At 69.9% G+C, this 18820-nt stretch carries 18 protein-coding genes; 5 read left to right on the forward strand and 13 right to left on the reverse strand.

Annotated features, from left to right (window positions below; translation table 11 throughout):
• Positions 1-83: 83 nt before the first annotated feature.
• Positions 84-1646 (forward strand): calcineurin-like phosphoesterase C-terminal domain-containing protein, encoded by a 1563-nt coding sequence (locus tag O9280_RS11035; RefSeq protein ID WP_298342371.1) that lies wholly within the window; start codon positions 84-86, stop codon positions 1644-1646.
• A 24-nt stretch (positions 1647-1670) separates the two neighbouring features.
• Here the strand turns inward: O9280_RS11035 and O9280_RS11040 are convergent, their stop codons facing one another.
• Positions 1671-2801: a glycosyltransferase gene (locus O9280_RS11040; RefSeq protein WP_298342375.1), complete on the reverse strand. Its 1131-nt coding sequence runs from the start codon at positions 2799-2801 to the stop codon at positions 1671-1673.
• A 192-nt stretch (positions 2802-2993) separates the two neighbouring features.
• On the opposite strand from O9280_RS11040, the gene O9280_RS11045 reads away from it, so the two are divergent.
• A complete protein-coding gene (locus tag O9280_RS11045; RefSeq protein ID WP_298342378.1) occupies positions 2994-4073 on the forward strand; it encodes an alkene reductase in 1080 nt (359 codons plus the stop codon).
• On the opposite strand, the gene mtnC is transcribed toward O9280_RS11045, so the two are convergent.
• Genes mtnC through O9280_RS11060 form a run of 3 tightly spaced genes read right to left on the reverse strand, consistent with a single transcriptional unit; the run spans position 4063 to position 5959 of the window.
• On the reverse strand, positions 4063-4770 hold the full coding sequence (gene mtnC / locus O9280_RS11050; protein ID WP_298342381.1) for an acireductone synthase: 708 nt from the start codon (positions 4768-4770) through the stop codon (positions 4063-4065). The genes O9280_RS11045 and mtnC overlap by 11 nt on opposite strands.
• Positions 4767-5327 (reverse strand): acireductone dioxygenase, encoded by a 561-nt coding sequence (locus tag O9280_RS11055; protein ID WP_298342385.1) that lies wholly within the window; start codon positions 5325-5327, stop codon positions 4767-4769. The genes mtnC and O9280_RS11055 overlap by 4 nt, the downstream gene beginning before the upstream one ends.
• Positions 5324-5959: a methylthioribulose 1-phosphate dehydratase gene (locus O9280_RS11060; protein WP_298342388.1), complete on the reverse strand. Its 636-nt coding sequence runs from the start codon at positions 5957-5959 to the stop codon at positions 5324-5326. The genes O9280_RS11055 and O9280_RS11060 overlap by 4 nt, the downstream gene beginning before the upstream one ends.
• Before the next feature lie 135 nt (positions 5960-6094).
• On the opposite strand from O9280_RS11060, the gene O9280_RS11065 reads away from it, so the two are divergent.
• Entirely contained in the window at positions 6095-6403 is a 309-nt protein-coding gene (locus O9280_RS11065) for a high-potential iron-sulfur protein (RefSeq protein WP_298342391.1), read from the forward strand.
• Between the two features lie 51 nt (positions 6404-6454).
• Here O9280_RS11065 and rmuC read toward each other — a convergent pair whose 3' ends face one another.
• The 3 genes from rmuC to O9280_RS11080 form a co-directional block, all read right to left on the reverse strand.
• Positions 6455-8011 (reverse strand): DNA recombination protein RmuC, encoded by a 1557-nt coding sequence (gene rmuC, locus O9280_RS11070; RefSeq protein ID WP_298342394.1) that lies wholly within the window; start codon positions 8009-8011, stop codon positions 6455-6457.
• Positions 8012-8115: 104 nt separating this feature from the next.
• The gene (locus O9280_RS11075) at positions 8116-9450 is read right to left on the reverse strand and encodes an amino acid permease (protein ID WP_298342397.1); all 1335 of its coding nucleotides are present in this window, start codon (positions 9448-9450) and stop codon (positions 8116-8118) included.
• 15 nt (positions 9451-9465) lie between these two features.
• A complete protein-coding gene (locus tag O9280_RS11080; RefSeq protein WP_298342400.1) occupies positions 9466-11004 on the reverse strand; it encodes an amino acid permease in 1539 nt (512 codons plus the stop codon).
• Between the two features lie 142 nt (positions 11005-11146).
• Here O9280_RS11080 and O9280_RS11085 point away from each other — a divergent pair, with 142 nt between their 5' ends.
• A complete protein-coding gene (locus O9280_RS11085; RefSeq protein WP_298342403.1) occupies positions 11147-11692 on the forward strand; it encodes an NUDIX hydrolase in 546 nt (181 codons plus the stop codon).
• 3 nt (positions 11693-11695) lie between these two features.
• On the opposite strand, the gene yeiP is transcribed toward O9280_RS11085, so the two are convergent.
• Complete coding sequence (gene yeiP, locus O9280_RS11090) at positions 11696-12259, reverse strand: elongation factor P-like protein YeiP (RefSeq protein ID WP_298342405.1); 564 nt, start codon at positions 12257-12259, stop codon at positions 11696-11698.
• Between the two features lie 9 nt (positions 12260-12268).
• Positions 12269-13039, reverse strand: coding sequence for an SDR family NAD(P)-dependent oxidoreductase (locus tag O9280_RS11095; protein ID WP_298342408.1), 771 nt, complete (start codon positions 13037-13039; stop codon positions 12269-12271).
• 101 nt (positions 13040-13140) lie between these two features.
• Between O9280_RS11095 and O9280_RS11100 the strand changes: the two genes are divergently transcribed.
• Complete coding sequence (locus O9280_RS11100; protein ID WP_298342410.1) at positions 13141-14532, forward strand: HD-GYP domain-containing protein; 1392 nt, start codon at positions 13141-13143, stop codon at positions 14530-14532.
• Between the two features lie 16 nt (positions 14533-14548).
• Here the strand turns inward: O9280_RS11100 and O9280_RS17500 are convergent, their stop codons facing one another.
• Genes O9280_RS17500 through O9280_RS11120 form a run of 4 tightly spaced genes read right to left on the reverse strand, consistent with a single transcriptional unit; the run spans position 14549 to position 18819 of the window.
• Entirely contained in the window at positions 14549-15415 is an 867-nt protein-coding gene (locus O9280_RS17500) for a GNAT family N-acetyltransferase (RefSeq protein ID WP_343228747.1), read from the reverse strand.
• Positions 15402-16295: a hydroxymethylglutaryl-CoA lyase gene (locus O9280_RS11110; RefSeq protein WP_298342413.1), complete on the reverse strand. Its 894-nt coding sequence runs from the start codon at positions 16293-16295 to the stop codon at positions 15402-15404. Before O9280_RS11110 ends, O9280_RS17500 begins: the two co-directional genes overlap by 14 nt.
• Complete coding sequence (locus tag O9280_RS11115; protein ID WP_298342416.1) at positions 16292-18295, reverse strand: biotin carboxylase N-terminal domain-containing protein; 2004 nt, start codon at positions 18293-18295, stop codon at positions 16292-16294. The genes O9280_RS11110 and O9280_RS11115 overlap by 4 nt, the downstream gene beginning before the upstream one ends.
• Positions 18295-18819, reverse strand: coding sequence for a cupin domain-containing protein (locus O9280_RS11120; RefSeq protein WP_298342419.1), 525 nt, complete (start codon positions 18817-18819; stop codon positions 18295-18297). The genes O9280_RS11115 and O9280_RS11120 overlap by 1 nt, the downstream gene beginning before the upstream one ends.
• Between the last annotated feature and the right edge of the window lies 1 nt (position 18820).

The following is an 18820-nucleotide window of genomic DNA, read 5'->3' on the forward strand; positions in this document are numbered from 1 at the left end:
AATGGATCGTCGCTGCGGCACTGCAAGCTTGTTGCCCGTATCGTGCCCCGATAGGCTCGCGCGGCCACTCCATGCCACCGACGATGACCTCCACGACACGCCGTCGCCTTCGCCTTCTCGTCCCCGGCCTCTGCCTCATCGCTGCGACGGCGGCTTGCGCTGCGCCGCCGGCGATGGTCGGGCGCGTGCACGTCGACCGCGACGCGAACGGGCGGATCGACGCCGGGGAACTGCCCTTGGCCGGAGTGCAGGTCTCCGACGGCGAGCGCATCGTCACCAGCGATGCCTCAGGGCGATTCCGCCTCGAGCGTCCTGCAGGACCGGTGTTCGTGGTGAAGCCGCCGGGCCACCGCTTGCCGACACGCGACGATGGCCTCCCGGACTTCTGGCGCCCCGCGGGAACGGCACGTTGGGATATCGCCTTGGCCGAAGCGCCGTCGGCGCCGCCCTACGACATGCGCGTGTTCGGCGATCCCCAGCCGAAGAACCGCGCCGACGTGGACTACTTCGAACGCGACATCGTCGCCGACGAAGCCCGCCTTCCTCGTGCGCGCCTCGGCGTCTCGCTCGGCGACATCGTCCACGGCAACCTCGCCCTGCTGCCGGCGATGGCCCGCGCCACGGCAGCGACGCGAACGCCGTGGCTTCATGCCAGCGGCAACCACGACCGCGACCATGCGGCGGGTACCGACGAGGCGTCGCTCGACAGCTTCCGGCAGGTCTTTGGTCCGGACACTTTCGCGTGGGAGGAGCCCGGCCTCGCGGTGGTCGTGCTCGACAACGTCATCCACCAGCCCGGCAGCGGCGTGCCCGCGCGCTATGTCGGCGGATTGCGCGAGGCGCAGTTCCGTTTCCTTGAAGCATGGTTGCCGACGGTGCCCGGCGACGCGCTGCTCGTCCTGGCGATGCACATCCCGCTGTTCGACGACGACCCGGATCCCACCATCGACTCCTTCCGCGACGCCGATCGGCAGCGGCTGTTCGACCTGCTGGAACGGCGCGCCAACACGCTGGTGCTCTCCAGCCACACGCACATCCAGCAGCATCGCTGGCATGGCGCCGAGGCGGGGTTCGTTGGCGCTACGCCCTTGCACGAGTACAACGTGGGCGCGGCTTGCGGCGCGTTCTGGACGGGGGTGAAGGATGTGCGCGGCATCCCCGACACGCGCATGGCCGATGGCACGCCCAACGGCTACGCCACGCTCACCGTCCAACCGGAGGGTCGCTACGCGCTGCGATGGCACGTGGCCGGCGCAGCGGACGATCCGCCCTTCGGGTTGCACGCGCCGAAGGTGCTGCGGCGTGGCGCGTGGCCGGGTTTCGGTGTCTACGCGAATGTCTGGATGGGCGATGCCGACATGCGCGTGGAGTACCGCGTTGGCGGTGGCGAATGGCAGCCGATGCGCCGCGCCGATCGGGCCGACCCCGAACTGCGGGCCATCAATACCGACGATGACCGCAGCGATGTCCTGCGGGGCTATGACCGCGCGCCGGAAGCCATCCTCTCGCCGCACCTGTGGCGTGGCGCGCTGCGGACCGACCTGCCGGCCGGCGAGCACGAGGTCGAGGTGCGCGTCTTCGACCGTTGGCGCGGCGAGTTGCGCCGCACCACGCGCTATCGGTTGGTCGACGCCGAAGCGCCCTGAGCGTCGCTGCTGCGCGGCCCGGAGCTACAGAAGGATCGGTAGCAGGCTGGCCTTGGCGGCCAGCAGCAGAACGAAGCCGGCCTTCGCCCACTGCCAGGCGTCGTGCCGGCCCGGCGCGCGCCCGCGTTCGGTCCATTCCGCCGCGGCCACGCGTGTGCGACGGAGGGTTTCCTCGATCCGGGCGTCCTCGCTGAAGCGCGTCGTGGCCTCGTGCTGGGCCGCCGAGCGGATCGCGCGCGCCTTCTCGGCGGGCAGCGCATACACCTCGGCCAAGGTGCGCCGCCACGCGGCCGCATCGCCTTCGGGCACGAGGAAGCCCGTGCGCCCGTGCTCGATGTAGATCCGCGACGACATCGCATCCGTCGCCACGACGATGGCACCGAGCGCCATCGCGTTGCAGATCGTCTGGTCGGCGGTGCAGCGCTGCAGCCCGGGCGTGATCGCCATGGCGAACACCCGGCTGTCGGCCACCGCCTGCCAGTAGGTCCGGAAGGTCCAGTCGCTGACGACCTCGACGTTCGGCAGGTCGGCGGCCCAAGCCCTGACCTGCTCCGTCACCGGCGAGGGCGGCAGGCCGATGCGCAGGGTCCAGGGCTCGCCGCGCATCGCGTCGAGCAGGGTGCGGTAGTCGCGGTAGCTGTGTCCGCCGGTGACGATGGCCTCGCCGGGTTCAGCCTGCCGCTGCAGGTCGTAGCCCGTGAGCGAGGTCGACCACGGCAGCGGCTTCACCACGGCTTCCGGCAGCCCGAACACCGACGCGTAGAGCGGGATCTCCTCGCGCGAATGGGGTTGGACTTCGGCGAGCAGGCGACGGCCCAGCCACAGGGGCAGGCGTTGCGCCCAGCGGTGCAGGGCGGTCCGGCCCGGCTGCCAGTGCGCGTCGACGATCAGGTGCGGTGCGGTGATCCAGGGGCACAGGGCCGCGAGCGCCAGATACACGAGGTCGGCGCGCTCGCCGCCGTTGATCAGCACCGCATCGGCCGAGCCGGCGCGGCGCAGGAGCCGCGAAATCACCGACGGGTCCGGCACGCCCATTCGTCCCCAAGTCCGCCGCAAGGGGCCCCGGCGAGGCGCACTCGAGGCGGCGATCGTCTCCACGCTGGACGTCCAGCGCGGGGATTTATGGAAGGGCAGGGTCGAGACGAAGTGCGCCATCGGGGACGTCCATGATCCAAATGTGCTTTGGCGCACAGTTTATCGGGCCCGGGCTCCCCCCAAGAAGCATGGCCGTGTGAAAAGTCGTGGCAGCCGGCCGCGAAACGCTGCGTTCCGCCCGCGGACCCTCGCCAGCGCTTGGGAGCTGGCCGCGGCGCCCGCACCTCCGGAGTCCCAACCTGCGGAGCCGCCATGAGCCCCCTGTTCACCCCGACCACTGCCGGCACCCTCGCCCTGCCGAACCGCATCGCCATGGCGCCCTTGACCCGCGCCCGTGCCGGCCGCACGCACATCCCGAATGCCCTGATGGCCGAGTACTACGGCCAGCGCGCCAGCGCCGGCCTGCTCATCGCCGAGGCGACGATGGTGTCTGCCGACGCCAGCGCCTTCACGGGCGAGCCGGGCATCTTCGACGAGGCCTGCGTGGCGGGTTGGAAGGGCGTGACCGACGCCGTGCACGCGAAGGGTGGCCGCATCCAGCTCCAGATCTGGCATCCGGGCCGCGCCGCCCACTCCCTGCTCGATGGCGGCCGGCAACCGGTGTCCAGCAGCGATCGCGCCATCCAGGGCGACACCATCCATACGCCCGAGGGTCCGAAGCCCTACGAAGTGCCGCGCCGCCTCGACGTGACCGAGCTCCCGGGCATCGTCGACCTGTTCGTGGAGGGGGCCAAGCGCGCGATCCGCGCCGGGTTCGACGGTGTGCAGATCCACGGCGCGCACGGCTACCTGATCGACCAGTTCCTGCGCGACAGCGTCAACGACCGCGCCGACGGGTACGGCGGCAGCATCGAGAACCGCGCCCGCCTGCTGCTCGAGATCGTCGATGCGGTGTCGGCCGAGATCGGTGCCGGGCGCGTCTCGGTGCGCATTTCGCCGCTGGTCGCCTACAACGACATCCGCGACAGCCAGCCGGTGGCGCTGGTCGAGTACGTGGCCCGCGAGCTCGACGCCCGCGGCATCGGTTTCCTCGAGATCCGCCACGGCGACCAGTCGCTGCCGGAGGAGCAGGCCGTCGGTGCGGCGGCACGGCGCCATTTCCGCGGTCCGCTGTTCCTCAACGGCGGCTTCGACGCGGTGTCCGCCGCCGAAGCCATCGCCTCGGGGCGTGGCGACGTGATCGTGTTCGGCCGGCCCTACATCAGCAACCCGGATCTTGTCGAGCGACTGCGCGCCAACGCACCGCTGGCCGAGGTCGATTTCTCGACGCTCTACACGCCGGGCCCGAAGGGCTACACCGACTACCCGGCGCGGGACGCCGTCACGGCGTGATCTCGGCGAAACTCTCCACGCGCGGGTGGCCGTTCGTCGCGGCCTCCCGCGAGTTCGGGTAATCACCGCGGCGATCGAGCAGCGCGGTGCGAAGGCCCGCCTCGCGGGCCGCGTCCAGTTCCTCGACGATGTCGGAGAGGAAGAGGATGTGCGAGGGCGCGACGCCGATGTCGGCGGCGATGTGGCGGTAGCTGCCGACCTCGCGCTTCCCGCCGATCTCGGTGTCGAAATAGCCGGAGAACAGCGGCGTCAGGTCGCCGACGTCGCTGTGGCCGAAGAACAGCTTCTGCGCGGGCACCGAGCCCGAGCTGTACACGTAGAGGTCGTGGCCCGCGGCCTTCCAGCGCTTCAGCGCCTCGCCCGCGTCGGCGTAGACGTGCGCCCGGTATTCGCCCAACGCGTACCCCTCGGCCCAGAGCTGGCCCTGGATGGCCTTCAAAGCCGTGTGCTTGCGGTCCTCGTCGATCCAGGCGAGCAGCTGCTGCACCGCGGCCTCGTCGCGCGAGTCCTGGTGTGGATGGCCGATCTCCAGCGCCACGGCATCGAGCCAGCGGCGGATCTCCGGCTCGTGCCGACGGGCTTCCACGAAGCCGGGCAGCGCCGCGCGGGCATAGGGGAACAGCACGTCTTTCACGAAGGCGATGCTGCTCGTCGTGCCTTCGATGTCGGTGAGGATGACGGTGGGTGTCGTGTTCAAGCCAAGGCCTCGCCGCGTTCGAAGCGGGGGAAGCGCTGGGCGATGTCGCTGCCGGTGAAATTCGCGACCCAGCCTTCCACGTTGGTGAACAGGCGGATGGCGATGAAGAACGGCTCCGGGCCCATGTCGAACCAGTGCGTCGTGCCATCCGGCACGCCGATCAGGTCGCCGGCCTCGCACAGGATCTCGTAGACCTTGCCGCCCACGTGCAGGGTGAACAGGCCGGAGCCCGCGACGAAGAAGCGCACCTCGTCCTCGCTGTGCGTGTGCTCGTTGAGGAACTTCTGGCGCAGCGCGTCCTTCTGCGGATGGTCGGCGGTGAGGCTGATCACATCGACCGCCTTGTAGCCGCCTTCGGCCATCAGGCGATCGATGTCGCCCTTGTAGGCGGCGATCACGTCGTCCTGCGACGCGCCGGGCTTCACGGGCGCGTTGGCAGCCCACTGCTCGAAGCGCACGCCGATCTTCGCGAGTTCCGCGGCGATCGCGGCGTGCTCGCGGGTATCGAGCAGCACGGTGGACGGGTCGGTGTCGTTGAACAGGCGGATGCGGCTCATGCGTGCAGTCTCCGGAGCTCGAGTTCGCAGGAAAGGAGGAATTCGAAGGCGTCGAGGTGGCGGCGGGCTTCGGCTATGTCGCGGCCCCAGGCATACAGGCCATGGCCTTCGATCAGGTAGCCCCACAGCGGGCCGCGGTCGAGTTCGGCCTCCACCATGGCGGCCAGCGCCGGCATGTCCTGCGAGTTCGGCAGCACGGGTACGCGCACTGCGCCTTCGTGGGTGTCGTTGCCGCGGAAGGCCTTCTGCAGCTCGTAGCCCTCGAAGGTGATGTGGCCGAGCTTGGCGAACAGGCGGGAGGCGATCGTTTGCGTCTTCGAGTGCGTGTGCAGGATGCAGCCCACGTCGGCGAAGCGGCGGTAGAGCTGCGTGTGCAGCAGCGTCTCGGCCGAGGGGCGCTTGTCGGTCGCGACCGGGCGGCCGTCGAAGTCGACGACCATGATGTCGTCCTGAACCAAGCGGCCCTTGTCGCGGCCCGACACGGTGATCGCGCAGTGCTGCGCATCGAGGCGCTGCGAGAAGTTGCTGCTCGTGGCCGGGGTGAGTCCGAGGTGGGCCAGCTCACGGCAGTTCGTGATCAGGCTGCCGGCGGCGTCGGCGAGACGGTGGGGGTCGTAGGGCAGGGCGCTCATGGGCGAAGTTTAGGGTGCGCCGGGTGAATGGGCCATTCGCGATGCGAAGCATTCGCCGATGGGCTTGCGGGTCGTCAAATGTCCGCGACGCGAAGGCGGCTACCTTGACCCTCGCCAACCCACTGGGAGAGCTCCATGGACACCCCGAACCGCCGTCGTTTCCTGCAGCTGGGCGCCGTCGCCCTCGCCGCGCCCTTCGCCGCCCGCCTCGCCGTTCCGACCGCGCAGGCGCAGGCCCTGCCGCGGCTCCCGCTCGACCACCCGCAAGGCAAGGCGCTGGCCTACATCGAGGACGCGTCCAAGACCACGCACGCCAGCTTCAAGCCGGGCAGCAACTGCCTGAACTGCCAGTTCTACACGGCTGCCAACCAGGGCTGCACCCTGTTCGCCGGCTTCAGCGTCGAGCCGAAGGGTTGGTGCGCGGCTTGGGCGAAGAAAGCCTGATCGAGCCGCGACGTCCGATGACGGGTCGACGGTGCCTTGGGTGCCGTCGGCCTAGCCGGCGTCCGGGCTGCCGTCGAGCAGCGGCAGTACCGCAGGATCCGTGCCCGACGCCGGAACCAGGTCGTCGTGCAGGGCCTTCTTGCCGCGGGCGCCGGTCTCCACCAGTTTCTGAGCACGTCGGATCACGGACTGCGGCGAATCGGACAGCCGGTGGCGCGCCTGGCGGAAGGCCTTCGAGGCGGCTTCGATCCGCTGGTCGACGACGTCGAATTCTTCGATGAAGGCAGAGAGGGCGTCGAGCAGGTTGCCTGCCTGCTCGCCGATCAGCCCGACCTGCTTCTGGAGTTTGTCGCGCGTCCACAGCCGCTCCACCACGCGCAGCATCGCCATCAGCGTGTTGGGAGAGACAAACACGACCTTGCGCTCGAAGGCCTCGGCCTGCAGGCCGGGGTTGAACTCGAGCGCCGCCGCCAGCGCGCCTTCGATCGGCACGAACATCACCGTCAGGTCCAGCGCCTTGCCGCCCAGCGCCTTCGGGTAGTTCTTGTCGGCCAGGTCGCGCATGTGGGCGCGCAGTGCGGTCGTGTGCCGTGCCAGCGCCTCCTGGTGCGCCGCGGGCGTGTCGGCGTTGCAGGCCTCCGCCCAGGCCACGAGGTTCACCTTCGCATCGACCACCACGTGCCGCTCGTCCGGCAGCTGCACGATGACGTCCGGCCGCAGCAGGCCGCCGCTGTCCTCGTCGCGCGTGCTGTTCTGCTTGGTGTAGTTGCGGCCTTCCTCCAGCCCCGAGGCTTTCAGCACGGTATCGAGGATCATCTCGCCCCAGTCGCCGCGCGTCTTCGCGTTGCCCTTCAGCGCGCGCGCGAGGTCGTCGGTCGAGGTCGCCATCCGCTGGTTGAGCTGCTGCAGTTGCTCGATGGAGCCGCGCAGGGTGTGCACCGTCGCCGTCTGGTCGGTGCCCAACTTGCGCAGCTCGGTCTGGAACTCGCTGAGCTTCGTGGCAAATGGCGTCAACGCGGACTCGAGGCCCACCTTCGACGCGATCGCGGAATCGCCGATCTTGCGGTCGAGGGCCACGGCCTTCTCGTCGAAGACCTTGCTGGCCACTTCGATGAAGGCGGTACTGAGCTTGGCCTGCGCGTCCTCGAGGAAGGCCTTGGCCTGCTCACGCGAGGCGATGGCGGCATCGCGCTCCGCCGCGGCCGTCGCCAGCGAGGACGACAGCTCGCGGGCCTCGCGCTGCGCGGCCTCCACACGGACCCGCGACTCCTCGGCGTTGCGTTCGGCCTTCGCCTGCGCCTCCCGGGCGGCGTCGAGTTGTGCCGTGGCGCCGGCTTCGCGCGCGGCGGCCGCGGTGAGGTCGTCGCGGAGGGCGCGGAGCGCAGCGTCGGCCTCGGCCAGCCGTCGCTCCAGGTCCGGCAGGCGCGCGGCATCGCGCAGCAGGCTGTCGATGCGTGATTGCTGCTCGACGCGCTGCGCTTCGAGCTGCGCCGCGCGCTCTTCCAGTGCCCGGCGGCCGCGCCACAGTCCGATCGCCATCGCGCAGGCGGCCACGAGCAGCACCAGCAGGGTGGAGAGAATCCCGATGTCCATCGTTGCGTCGTCCATACGCCGCCATTCTAGGCGCGCGGCGTCTCACGGGCGGAGACGGGAAACGAAAACGGCGCGGAAATCCGCGCCGTCGTCGTGGTCTGGGGTTGCCGCCGGGCCGGTCAGGGCGTGGGCGCGGTTCGCGATCCGAACAGCCGGAAGCCGCCCCAGGCCACCAGGGCGATCAGCGCGGCACCGGCAGCCATCTTTGGTGGCGAAGACACGATCAGCAGCGCGCAGGCGAGAAGGGCGCCGATGCCGAGCAGCCGGTCACCGCCCGAGGGACGCCGAGTGGGAGTCCCCAGCAGCAGGCTCAGGCCCGCCGCTGCATAGGCAAGGACCACCAGCAGAACGACCATGCCGACGATGTCGCCGAACTGCGAGGCCACCGTATCGCTGATGGTGATGAAGGCGATGGCACTCATGCCGAGGGCCACGGCGAACAGGCCCCAGCCCGCGGCGCCGTTCGGGCGCAGCACGCCGAAGATGCGCGGCAGGTAGCCGCGCTGCGCGGCGCGCGCGCCGGACTCACCGGAAACCAGCATCCAGCCACCCAGCGTGCCGGTGGCCTTGAGCGCGGCGGCGGCAGCGATCATCGGTACCGCCCAGGCACCGAAGATCTGCCCCGCCACGAGAGCGAACGGAGCGCTAGACGCCGCGAGTTCCTGCGCGGGCACGATGCCCATCACCAGCACGGACGACACGAGGTACACCGTGCCGGCGATGCCGATGCCGGCCAGCGTTGCGCGCGGCACGTTCTTTTCCGGGTCGCGGACGATGCCCGCGACCATCGCGCCAGTCTCCAGCCCGACGAAGGCCCAGAACACCGGGGCGAGGGCCGAGAACATGAGGGCGAGGTCCGACTGCGGGTTGGGCACGCCGTTCTCGCCGACGTTCCACGCTTCGCCGCTGGTGTTCCAGGCCGACAGGAACAGTTCGCCATCGAAGCGGCCCCAGCCGCCGAGCAGCACGGCGGCCACCGGCAGCAGGCCGAAGATCACGCACATCGACTGGAAGCGCGCCACGCCGCGCGGGCCGAACAGGTTGATGGCGAACATCGTCCAGATCAGCACGAGCTGGCCGAAGAGCTGCACCGTCGAGTTGCCGCCGTCGAGCGGCAGCAGCGTGACGAGGTAGCCGAACGCCGCCACCGCGATGGCGTTGTTGCCGATCCACGAACTCAGCCAGTACAGCGCGGTGGCGAGGAAGCCCATGTCGCGGCCGAGCGCCGGGCGCACGTAGTCGTCCGGCGATTCGAGGTTGGGGTAATCCCGGGCGAGGCGCGAGAACGCCCCGCCGAGGAAAGCCGCGATGACCGTGCAGGCCAGCCAGCTCAGGGCGGTCACGCCGCCCTGGGTCGCCAGCGTGGCCGGCAGCAGGAAGAACCCCGAGCCGATCATGTTGTTGGCCACCACGAAGGTGGCCAACACCGGCCCGATCTTGCGAGCGTCAGTCATCGCGGTGCGTCTCCGTCAGGCCTTGCGCAGCTTGCTGTTGCGGTAGCCGTAGAAGAAGTAGATCAGGAAGCCGAGCACCGTCCAGCCCGTCATCACCTGCCAATGGTCGGCGAACGGCTGGATGAACAGGTAGAGGCAGGAGACCACGGCGATCGGCACCACGAGCCACACGCCCCAGACGCGGAACGGGCGGGCCAGTTCCGGACGGGTGTAGCGGAGGATCAGGACGCCGGCCGAGACGGTGGCGAAGGCGAGCAGGGTGCCCATCGAGACGAGGTCGCCGAGGAAGCCCAGCGGCAGGAAGCCGGCCATCAGGGCGGCGACGATGCCGACGATGATCGTGCCGACGTAGGGCGTGCCGTAGGTCGGGTGCACCTTCTCGAACGCCTTCGGCAGCAGGCCGTCCTGCGCCATCGCGTAGAAGATTCGCGGCTGGCCCATCAGCATGACGAGGATCACCGAGCTGAGGCCGGCGATCGCACCGATCTCGACGACGTGCTTCAGCCAAGCGAGTTGCGGGTAGGCCTCCATCGCCGTCGCGACCGGCTTCGACGTGCCGAGCTCGGTGAAGGGCAGCAGGCCGGTCATCGTGGCGGCCATGGCGATGTAGAGGATGGTGCAGAACACCAGCGAACCGAGGATGCCGATCGGCATGTCGCGCTGCGGGTTCTTGGCCTCACCGGCGGCGGTGGAGACGGCGTCGAAACCGATGTAGGCAAAGAACACCACGGCCGCACCGCGGATGACGCCATCCATGCCGTACTGGGCGTGCCCGGCGGTTTCGACCGTCGGCGGGATCATGGCCAGCGCGCTCGGGTCGGTGGCGCAGGCGGCGACCAGCTTCGCGGCGAGTTCGGCGCTGAGCAGGCCGCTGCTCTTGGCGACGGCGGCGCAGGCGTTCCAGTTCTCGGGGTTGATGAACTGGAAGGCGAAGCCGAGGAACAGCACGATCACCGTGACCTTGATGAACACGATCAGGGCGTTCACCCAGGCACTCTGGGTGATGCCGCGGTAGCACAGGGCGCTGATGGCGGCGACGATCATCACCGCCGGCAGGTTCAGCGTGGCGCCGGTGCTGACGAAGCTCTTGGTCTCGGCGACGAAGGTGTAGGGCGCCTGCGACAGGGCGTCGGGGAAGGCCATCCCGAAGGTCGACAGGAAGCTGTTGAGGTAGCCCGACCAGCCCACGGCCACCGTGGAGGCGGCGAAGAGGTATTCGAGGACGAGGTTCCAGCCGATGAACCAGGCGACGACTTCGCCCATCGTGCTGTACGTGTAGGAGTAGGCGGAGCCGGAGACGGGCATCATCGCCGCGAACTCGGCGTAGCACAGCCCAGCAAAGGCGCAGGCGAGGCCGGCCATCACGAAGCTCAGCATCACGCCGGGGCCGGCGTAGTTGGCCGCGGCGGTGCCGGTCATCACGAAGATGCCGGCGCCGATGATCGCGCCGATGCCGAGCAGGAACAGCTGGCGTGCGCCGAGCACGCGCTTGAGGCCGCTGTTCGCGAAGGCGTTCGCGTCCACCGGCTTGATGGCAAACAATTGGTTGAGCATCCCGAGATCCCCTGGGTGGTGCGGTGTGGAACTGGCTGGAGTGTCGCCGCCCGATTCCCCTGGAACGCGGGCAACGGCGAACCATACCCGGCGCGGTCACGGGGCGGCAATACATTCCCTTCACGTCGGCGATAATGGTGCGATGGACCCGAAGATCGCCGAATTCATCGACAGCCTGACGCGATATGCGCGGACCTGTCCCGAACATCGCTCATTGGCGGACGATTACGCCGGATTCGCGGTCCTTGCGCCCGATGTCTTCACGCGCGCCCACCTCGCCGGGCACTTCACCGGCTCGGCGTGGGTGGTCTCGAGGGACGGTGAGCGGGCATTGCTGCTCCACCACGCCAAGCTCGACCGCTGGCTGCAGCCGGGTGGCCATGCCGATGGCGACACCGACATCGCGGCCGTCGCCTTGCGCGAGGCCGAGGAGGAAACGGGCCTGCCGGGGCTGGTCGTCGAGAGCGGCATCTTCGACCTCGACCGCCACTGCATCCCGGCCCGCGGCGCGGAGCCGGAGCACTGGCACTGGGATGTCCGTTACGTGGTGCGCTGCAGCGGCGACGGGACGCCGAGGCTCAACAACGAATCGCGCGCCTTCGCCTGGCGGGCCATCGACGAACTGGCCGGTGACGGGTCGCTCGACCCGTCGATCCGGCGGATGGCGGCGCGCTGGCTCGCGCGCTGAGGCTCAAGCGCGGCCGCTGAACTCGCCCGTCGCGGTGTTGATCAGCACCTTCTCGCCGTTGCTGATGTACTCCGGGACCATGATCTCGATGCCGGTGCTCAAGCGTGCCGGCTTCGGCCGCTTGGTGGCCGTGCCGCCCTTCATTTCCGGCGGCGTATCGACGACTTCCAGCGTGACCGTGGCCGGCAGTTGCAGCGCGACGGGCGCGTCGTCGATGGTCTGGATATAGCAGCCGGTCAGGCCGTCGGTGATGTAGCCCGCGGCCTCGCCGATCGCGTCCGGGTCGAGCGTGTACGGGGTGTAGTCCTCGTCGTCGAGGAACACGAAGGCCTCGCCGTCCTTGTACGAGAAGCTGGCCGCGCGGCGCACCAGGTCGACTTCCTTCAGCTCGTCGTCGGAGCGCAGCGACAGGTCCAGCTTGGTGCCGCCGGGCACCGAGTACATCGTGAAGCGGAAGGTGACGTTGCCGCCGCGCGCCTGCGGAGAGCTGCGCTCGATGTCGCGGATCTGGTACACGGTTCCGTTGTGATCAACAACGTTCCCCTTCTTGATTTCGAAAGCCTTCATGGGATGCCCTTATTTCGGCTGCATGCGGATGGCGCCATCGATGCGGATGGTTTCGCCGTTGAGGTAGCGGGTCTGGAGGATGAAGCCGACGGTTTCCGCGAACTCCTCCGGCTTGCCGAGGCGCGAGGGGTAGGGCACCTGGGCGCAGAGGCTCTGGTACACGGCCTCGGGCATGCCATCGACCATCGGGGTGTGGAACACGCCCGGCGCGATGGTCATGACGCGAACGCCGATGCGGGCGAACTCGCGGGCCATCGGCAGGGTCATGCCGACCACGCCGCCCTTGCTGGCGGCGTAAGCGGCCTGGCCGATCTGGCCCTCGTAGGCGGCGACGGACGCGGTGTTGATGATGACGCCGCGCTCGCCATCTTCGCCCGGCTCGTTGCCCTGCATCAGCGCCGCCGCGGCCTTGGCCACGTTGAAGCTGCCGACGAGGTTCACCATCACCGTGGTGGCGAAGGTCGAAAGCGGCATCGCGCCTTCCTTGCCGAGCACGCGGCCCGCGCCGAGGATGCCGGCGCAGTTGATCGCCGCGTTCAGGCCGCCCAGGGCGTCCTTCGCCGCCTGCACGTTCGCGGCCACGCCGGCCTCGTCGCTGACGTCGGTGCGGAAGAACTGCGCGTTGCTGGCGCCGAGCTCGGCCACGGCGGCCGCGCCGCGCTCGGCGTTGACGTCGAACAGGGCGACCTTGCCGCCGTTCGCCACGAGGAATTTCGCCACGGCGAAGCCGAGGCCGGAGGCGCCGCCGGTGACGACGGCGCGGACATGGTTCAGATGCATGGGGGTGCTCCGGAAAAGACGCCGGATTTTACCCGAGCCCGCTGCCCGGCCGTGGGCTTAAGGGGCACACTGGCGCCATTGCAGGCGGGTCGGGAGGGGGCATGGAGCGGATCGCGGTCGAGCGCCTGCGGGTGGGGCTGTGGGTGTCGATGGAGAACGTCCCCGGCACGGGCTTCCTGCTGCGCAGCGAGGCGCAGATCGCCACCTTCGCCCAGGTGGGCGTGAGCCACGTCTGGCACGAGCCGGAGCGCAGCGAGGTGGCGCCTTTGCCGGAACCCGCACTGGCTGAGACGGACACCGGACCCGCGCCGGAACCCGCCGCCGCCGAGACGGCGCCTGACCCCGTCGTGACCTCGATGTCCGACGACGACCCGCCGGCGCCGCCGGGCGCAGCATCGGGCGGCGGCATCGAGATCGTCGCGGCTGCGGAAACCGACCGTCTCGAAGGGGAAGGACTGGCGCACGGCCCCCGCGTGTCGGGATTCGACGACGAGCCCGCGACGGCACCACCCACCGACGCGCTCGACGCCCAGCGGCAGAGCCTCGACCGCTGCGAACGCCGGTTCAGCGCCGTCTCGAAGGCCTTCCGCAACGTGCTGCAGAACGTGCGTGCGCAGCCCGAGGAGGCGCGTGCCATCGCCGAGACCGAGGTCGGCGGCATGGTGCGTGCGGTGCAGCAGGAGCAGGACGTCGCCATCCGGCTGCTCTCCGAAAAATCCGGGCAGGAAACCGCGCTGCACGCCATCAACCTGTCGGTGCTGTCGGTGTTGCTGGGCCGCGCGATGGGCCTCGATGGCGAGCTCGTCGAGGCGATTGGCCTCGGCGCGCTGCTGCATGACGTGGGCAAGATCGAGTTGCCCGATGTGATGCGTGGCAAGGCCGACTCGCCGAACCCGACGGAACGCCGCATGTTCCAGAGCCACGTCGAGCACAGCCGCACGCTGGCCGAGCGAATGGGCCTCGGTGAAGCCGCTGCCGCCATCGTCGCCCAGCACCACGAGGCCAGCGACGGCAGCGGGTATCCACAGGCGCTGAAGGGCGACGCCATCCACCCGGCAGCGCGCGTCGTCGCGCTCGTGAACCATTACGACAACCTGTGCAATCCGCCGAACCCGATCCATGCGCTGACGCCGCATGACGCGATCGCCGCGGTCTACCGGAAGACGAAGGAGAAGTTCGACGCTGCCGCGCTGAACGCCTTCGTCCGGATGATGGGCATCTACCCGCCCGGCTCGGTGCTGCACCTCTCCGATGGCCGCTTCGCGCTGTCCGTCGCGGTCGATCCCGCCAACGCGATGAAGCCGAAGGTGCTGATCCACGACCCGGCCGTGCGGCCCGAGGATGCGCTCATCGTGCCGTTGGCCGAGCATCCGGAGCTCTCGATCCAGCGGGCCATCAAGCCGATGGCCCTGCCGCGCGCGGCCTTCGACTACCTGCAGCCGCGCAAGCGCACCAGCTTCTTCATCGAATCGAGGGCTCGGCGTTTCGGCTGAGCGGCGTGGCGCCGGCTCAGAGCGCCCGCAGGTAGAAGCGGTTGCAACCGAAGTGGCCGGTGGCCCCCATCGCCTGCGTGATGCGCTGGAAACCGGCGCGCTCGTACAGCGCCTGCGCCGCGTCCATGCCGGTGAGCGTCTCGAGGTAGCACTGGCGGTAGCCGAGGCGCCGCGCGGCATGCAGGCAGCGGGCGATCAGCGCCGTGCCGGCACCGAGGCCGCGCAGGCCGGGCTTGAAGTACATCTTCCGCAGCTCGCAAACGCCATCGACGCCGTCGAGCGGCGCGATGCCGCCGCCGCCGAGCACCGTGCCGGCGACTTCGACGACGAAGTAGGCCGCCCCCGGCCGCGCATAGGCCGCATGCATGGCTGCCACTTCGGCATCGTGGATGGCGAAGCCCGGGCCGTCGGCGCCGAATTCCGGCATCACGCTGCGGATGATGTCGGCAACCGCAGCGTCGTCCGTCGAGCGCATCGGACGCATCACGAAGCGCGCCGCGTCCTCGATCTGGCTGAGGTCGGCCTTGCGCACCCAGCCGGCGTCACCCTTGGCCGAGTAGCACCAGCGCCAGCCGCCCTGGTCGTCGCCCACGAGCAGGCGCTCGCCCGGCGTCAGCGCCAGTTCGCGGGCGTCGTAGTCGGCGATGGCGATGGCCGACGCGGGGAGGGCATCGAGCGATTGGCCTTCGCCGAGTTCGAAGGCGTGTCGCAGCACCCAGCCTTCTCCGCCCTCGGGCGTCGCGCCCCAGTGGAAGTCAGGCCACTCGTCGTCGTTGCGGGTGATCGTCAGGCGTTCACCGGCATCGAAGGCGATCGGGTGCTCGTACGTGGGGCGCCGGCCGGCATACGCCACGGCAGCGCGGAGTCGTTCATTGCTTTGCACGGTTCACCTTGCTCATGGATTCGCGGCCCAGCACGGACGACAGCCAGCGGCCGGTCGCGATGAGCACATCGAGGTCGACGCCGTGGGCGAAGCCCATCCCGTCGAGGAGGTAGACGATGTCTTCGGTGGCGACATTGCCCGAAGCGCCCTTCGCATACGGGCAGCCGCCGGTGCCGGACACGGCGGCATCCACGACGCGCACGCCGGCTTCCAGGCAGGCGGCGACGTTGCCGACGGCCTGCCCATACGTGTCGTGGAAGTGCACGGCCAGCGCGGCCATCGGCACCTCGCCAGCCACGGCGTCGAGCATGGCGCGGGCCTTGCGCGGCGTGCCGACGCCGATGGTGTCGCCGAGCGAAATCTCGTAGCAGCCCATCGCGTGCAGGGCCTTCGCGACGCGCACGACCTCACGCACCGGCACCGCGCCCTGGTAGGGGCAGCCGAGCACGGTGGAGACGTAGCCGCGCACCGCCACGCCGTCGCGCTTCGCCGCCTCGAGCACCGGCGCGAAGCGTTCCAGCGATTCGGCGATGCTGGCGTTGATGTTGGCCTTGCTGAAGGCCTCCGAGGCCGCGCCGAAGACGGCGATCTCGGCGACCCCCACGGCGCGGGCGCGCTCGTAGCCCTGCAGGTTGGGCACCAGCACCGGGTAGCGCACGCCCTCGCGCTTCGCCACGCCGGCGTACACCTCGGCAGCGTCGGCCATCTGCGGCACCCACTTCGGGCTGACGAAGGCCGTGGCCTCGACCGTGCCCAGGCCCGTCGCGGCGAGCTTGTCGATCAGCGCGATCTTGTCGGCGGTGCCGACCAGCGCCTTCTCGTTCTGCAGGCCGTCGCGCGGACCGACCTCGACGATGCGGACGAACTCCGTGGCACTCATTCCAGCACCACCAGCACGGCGTCGGCCTCGACGAAGTCACCGGCGGCCGCGCGCACTTCCTTGACGGTGCCGGCGCGCGGGGCTTTCAGGCTGAGCTCCATCTTCATCGCCTCCATCACCGCGCACTCCTGGCCTTCGGCCACGATGTCGCCCGGCTTCACCTTGGCCAGTACCACGCGGCCCGGCATCGGCGCCTTGAGCGTGCCGTCGCCGCCCGCACCGGCCTTGCCGGCGAAGGCGTAAGCGCCGAGGCGTTCGATCAGCCAGCGCTGGGTGCCGTCGTGCAGCAGCACCGAGCCCGCATCGACATGGGCGCGGGCCAGCACGGCGGCGCCATCGATGCGCGCCGAGGCGCGGCCGTCATCACCGAGGCGAAGGCCGTCGACGCGCAGGGTCGCGGATTCGCCTTCGATCCCGATGGTGTAGTCGCCGCCATGGCCGCGCGCGCCGAGCACGTGGCGGACGCCGCCGGCTTGAAGCACGAGGCGCCGCGCGCCGCCGTGGCCGAGGCGCCAGCCATCGGCGATGGCCCACGGCGAGGTCGGGTCGGGGCCTGCCGCCGCGCGCTCGCGCGTGGCCTGCTCTTCGCACATCAGCACCGCAGCTGCGGCGAGGGCCAGCAGCGGGGCCGGCGGCGGCGTCGCGGGCGTGAGCACCTCGTCCAGCGCGCGGTCGAGGTAGCCGGTGTCGATGGTGCCTTCGACAACGCTCGGGTGGCGCACCAGCGCTTCGAGGAAGGCCACGTTCGATTTCGGGCCGCGGATGTCGCAGTCCGCCAACGCTTCGCGCAGTCGGGCCAACGCACGCGGGCGCGTCTCGTCCCAGACGATCAACTTGGCGATCATCGGGTCGTAGAAGATCGTCACCGTGTCGCCTTCCACCACGCCGCCGTCGAGGCGAACGTGCGCGGAGGGCGCTGGCAAGCGCAGGCGTTCCAGCTTGCCGGAGCCCGGCAGGAATCCGGCGGCCGGGTCTTCCGCATACAGCCGCAGCTCGATGGCGTGGCCGTGCTGGCGAACCTCGTGCTGTGCGAAGGGCAGGGCTTCGCCGGCGGCGACGCGCAGCTGCAGCTCGACGAGATCGAGCCCGGTCACGAGTTCCGTCACCGGATGCTCGACCTGCAGGCGCGTGTTGATCTCCATGAAGTAGAAGCCGCCGTCCTGGCCGACGATGAACTCGACGGTGCCAGCGTTGACGTAGTCGATCGCCTTCGCGGCCTGCACGGCCGCCGCGCCCATCGCTTCGCGCAGATCCGGCGTGAGGAAGGGCGAGGGCGATTCCTCGACCACCTTCTGGTAGCGGCGCTGCGCCGAGCACTCGCGTTCGTTGAGGTGCAGGGTGTGGCCATGCGCATCAGCGAACACCTGGATTTCGATGTGGCGCGGTTTCTCGACGTAGCGCTCCAGCAGCACGCGATCGCGGCCGAAGGCGTTCTTCGCCTCGCGCTGGCAGCTCTCCAGCGCCGCGGCGAAATCGGCCGAGGCGCGCACGATGCGCATGCCCTTGCCGCCGCCGCCGTGCGCGGCCTTGATCATCAGCGGGTAGCCGATAGCGTCGGCCTCGCGCTGCAGCAGCTCGGGCGACTGGTCGGCGCCGGTGTAGCCCGGCACCACGGGCACGCCGGCCGCGTGCATCAATTCCTTGGCGCCGGCCTTGCTGCCCATCTTGCGCATCGAGGTGCCCGAGGGGCCGACGAAGGCGATGCCCGCCGCAGCCACCGCGTCGGCGAAGTCGGCGTTCTCGGAGAGGAAGCCGTAGCCCGGGTGGATGGCCTGTGCGCCGGTGCGCTTCGCCACCTCGAGGATGGCGTCGCCGCGCAGGTAGCTATCGCCGGGCGCCGGGCCGCCGATGCGGTGGGCCTCGTCGGCGAGGCGCACGTGCTGGGCGTCGGCATCGGCGTCGGAGTAGACGGCCACGGTGCGGATGCCAAGCTTGCGCGCGGTGCGGATGACGCGACAGGCGATCTCGCCGCGGTTGGCGATGAGCAGGGTGTGGAACATCACTCGCCCTCCCAGTAGCCGAGGTTGTCGGCTTCGCGGTTGCGCAGGCGGATGGCCTGCGGCACGCCGTGTTCGTCGCGGCCGAGATGGTGCGACGCGCCGGTCTTGCCGGAGTCCGGGTACTGGTAGAGGTCGGGGGAGATCATCGTGCTCACGGCGAGGTAGCGCAGCGTCGTGCTGGCCGAGGTGTTGCGGATCTGGTGGGCCGTCTCCGGCCCACCGACAGGGCAGGCGATGACGTCGCCCGTGCGCAGCGGAAAGCGTTCGGCGCCGACGCGGAGTTCGCCTTCGCCTTCCAGTACGAGGAACATCTCCTCGTTGCCGTAGTGGTTGTGCGCGGGGAAGGCGGCCTTGCCGGGCGGCACGATGGTGACGTTGTAGCCCAGCTTCTGCGCGCCGATGCGCGGCGAGATCGGGGCGACCATGGCGCCCTGGTACTTCTCCGGGCTTTCGTCCGGCGGTGCCGTGATCAGCCGCGGGTTGAGTGCGTCGAGGTTGATGACCGGACAGGGGCGTTCGCTCATG

It is taken from the genome of Silanimonas sp. (assembly GCF_027531545.1).
Taxonomy (GTDB): Bacteria; Pseudomonadota; Gammaproteobacteria; order Xanthomonadales; family Xanthomonadaceae; genus Silanimonas.

Excerpts from the sequence above, each read along its gene's own strand:
- O9280_RS11115 (WP_298342416.1), bottom strand. The coding sequence starts at position 18,295 with ATGTTCCACACCCTGCTCATCGCCAACCGCGGCGAGATCGCCTGTCGC.
- O9280_RS11055 (WP_298342385.1), bottom strand. The coding sequence starts at position 5,327 with ATGAGCCGCATCCGCCTGTTCAACGACACCGACCCGTCCACCGTGCTG.
- O9280_RS11095 (WP_298342408.1), bottom strand. The coding sequence starts at position 13,039 with ATGCATCTGAACCATGTCCGCGCCGTCGTCACCGGCGGCGCCTCCGGC.
- O9280_RS11120 (WP_298342419.1), bottom strand. The coding sequence starts at position 18,819 with ATGAGCGAACGCCCCTGTCCGGTCATCAACCTCGACGCACTCAACCCG.
- yeiP (WP_298342405.1), bottom strand. The coding sequence starts at position 12,259 with ATGAAGGCTTTCGAAATCAAGAAGGGGAACGTTGTTGATCACAACGGA.
- O9280_RS11035 (WP_298342371.1), top strand. The coding sequence starts at position 84 with ATGACCTCCACGACACGCCGTCGCCTTCGCCTTCTCGTCCCCGGCCTC.
- O9280_RS11075 (WP_298342397.1), bottom strand. The coding sequence starts at position 9,450 with ATGACTGACGCTCGCAAGATCGGGCCGGTGTTGGCCACCTTCGTGGTG.
- O9280_RS11040 (WP_298342375.1), bottom strand. The coding sequence starts at position 2,801 with ATGGCGCACTTCGTCTCGACCCTGCCCTTCCATAAATCCCCGCGCTGG.
- O9280_RS11080 (WP_298342400.1), bottom strand. The coding sequence starts at position 11,004 with ATGCTCAACCAATTGTTTGCCATCAAGCCGGTGGACGCGAACGCCTTC.
- O9280_RS11065 (WP_298342391.1), top strand. The coding sequence starts at position 6,095 with ATGGACACCCCGAACCGCCGTCGTTTCCTGCAGCTGGGCGCCGTCGCC.
- O9280_RS11100 (WP_298342410.1), top strand. The coding sequence starts at position 13,141 with ATGGAGCGGATCGCGGTCGAGCGCCTGCGGGTGGGGCTGTGGGTGTCG.
- O9280_RS11045 (WP_298342378.1), top strand. The coding sequence starts at position 2,994 with ATGAGCCCCCTGTTCACCCCGACCACTGCCGGCACCCTCGCCCTGCCG.
- O9280_RS11085 (WP_298342403.1), top strand. The coding sequence starts at position 11,147 with ATGGACCCGAAGATCGCCGAATTCATCGACAGCCTGACGCGATATGCG.
- O9280_RS11060 (WP_298342388.1), bottom strand. The coding sequence starts at position 5,959 with ATGAGCGCCCTGCCCTACGACCCCCACCGTCTCGCCGACGCCGCCGGC.
- O9280_RS11110 (WP_298342413.1), bottom strand. The coding sequence starts at position 16,295 with ATGAGTGCCACGGAGTTCGTCCGCATCGTCGAGGTCGGTCCGCGCGAC.
- rmuC (WP_298342394.1), bottom strand. The coding sequence starts at position 8,011 with ATGGACGACGCAACGATGGACATCGGGATTCTCTCCACCCTGCTGGTG.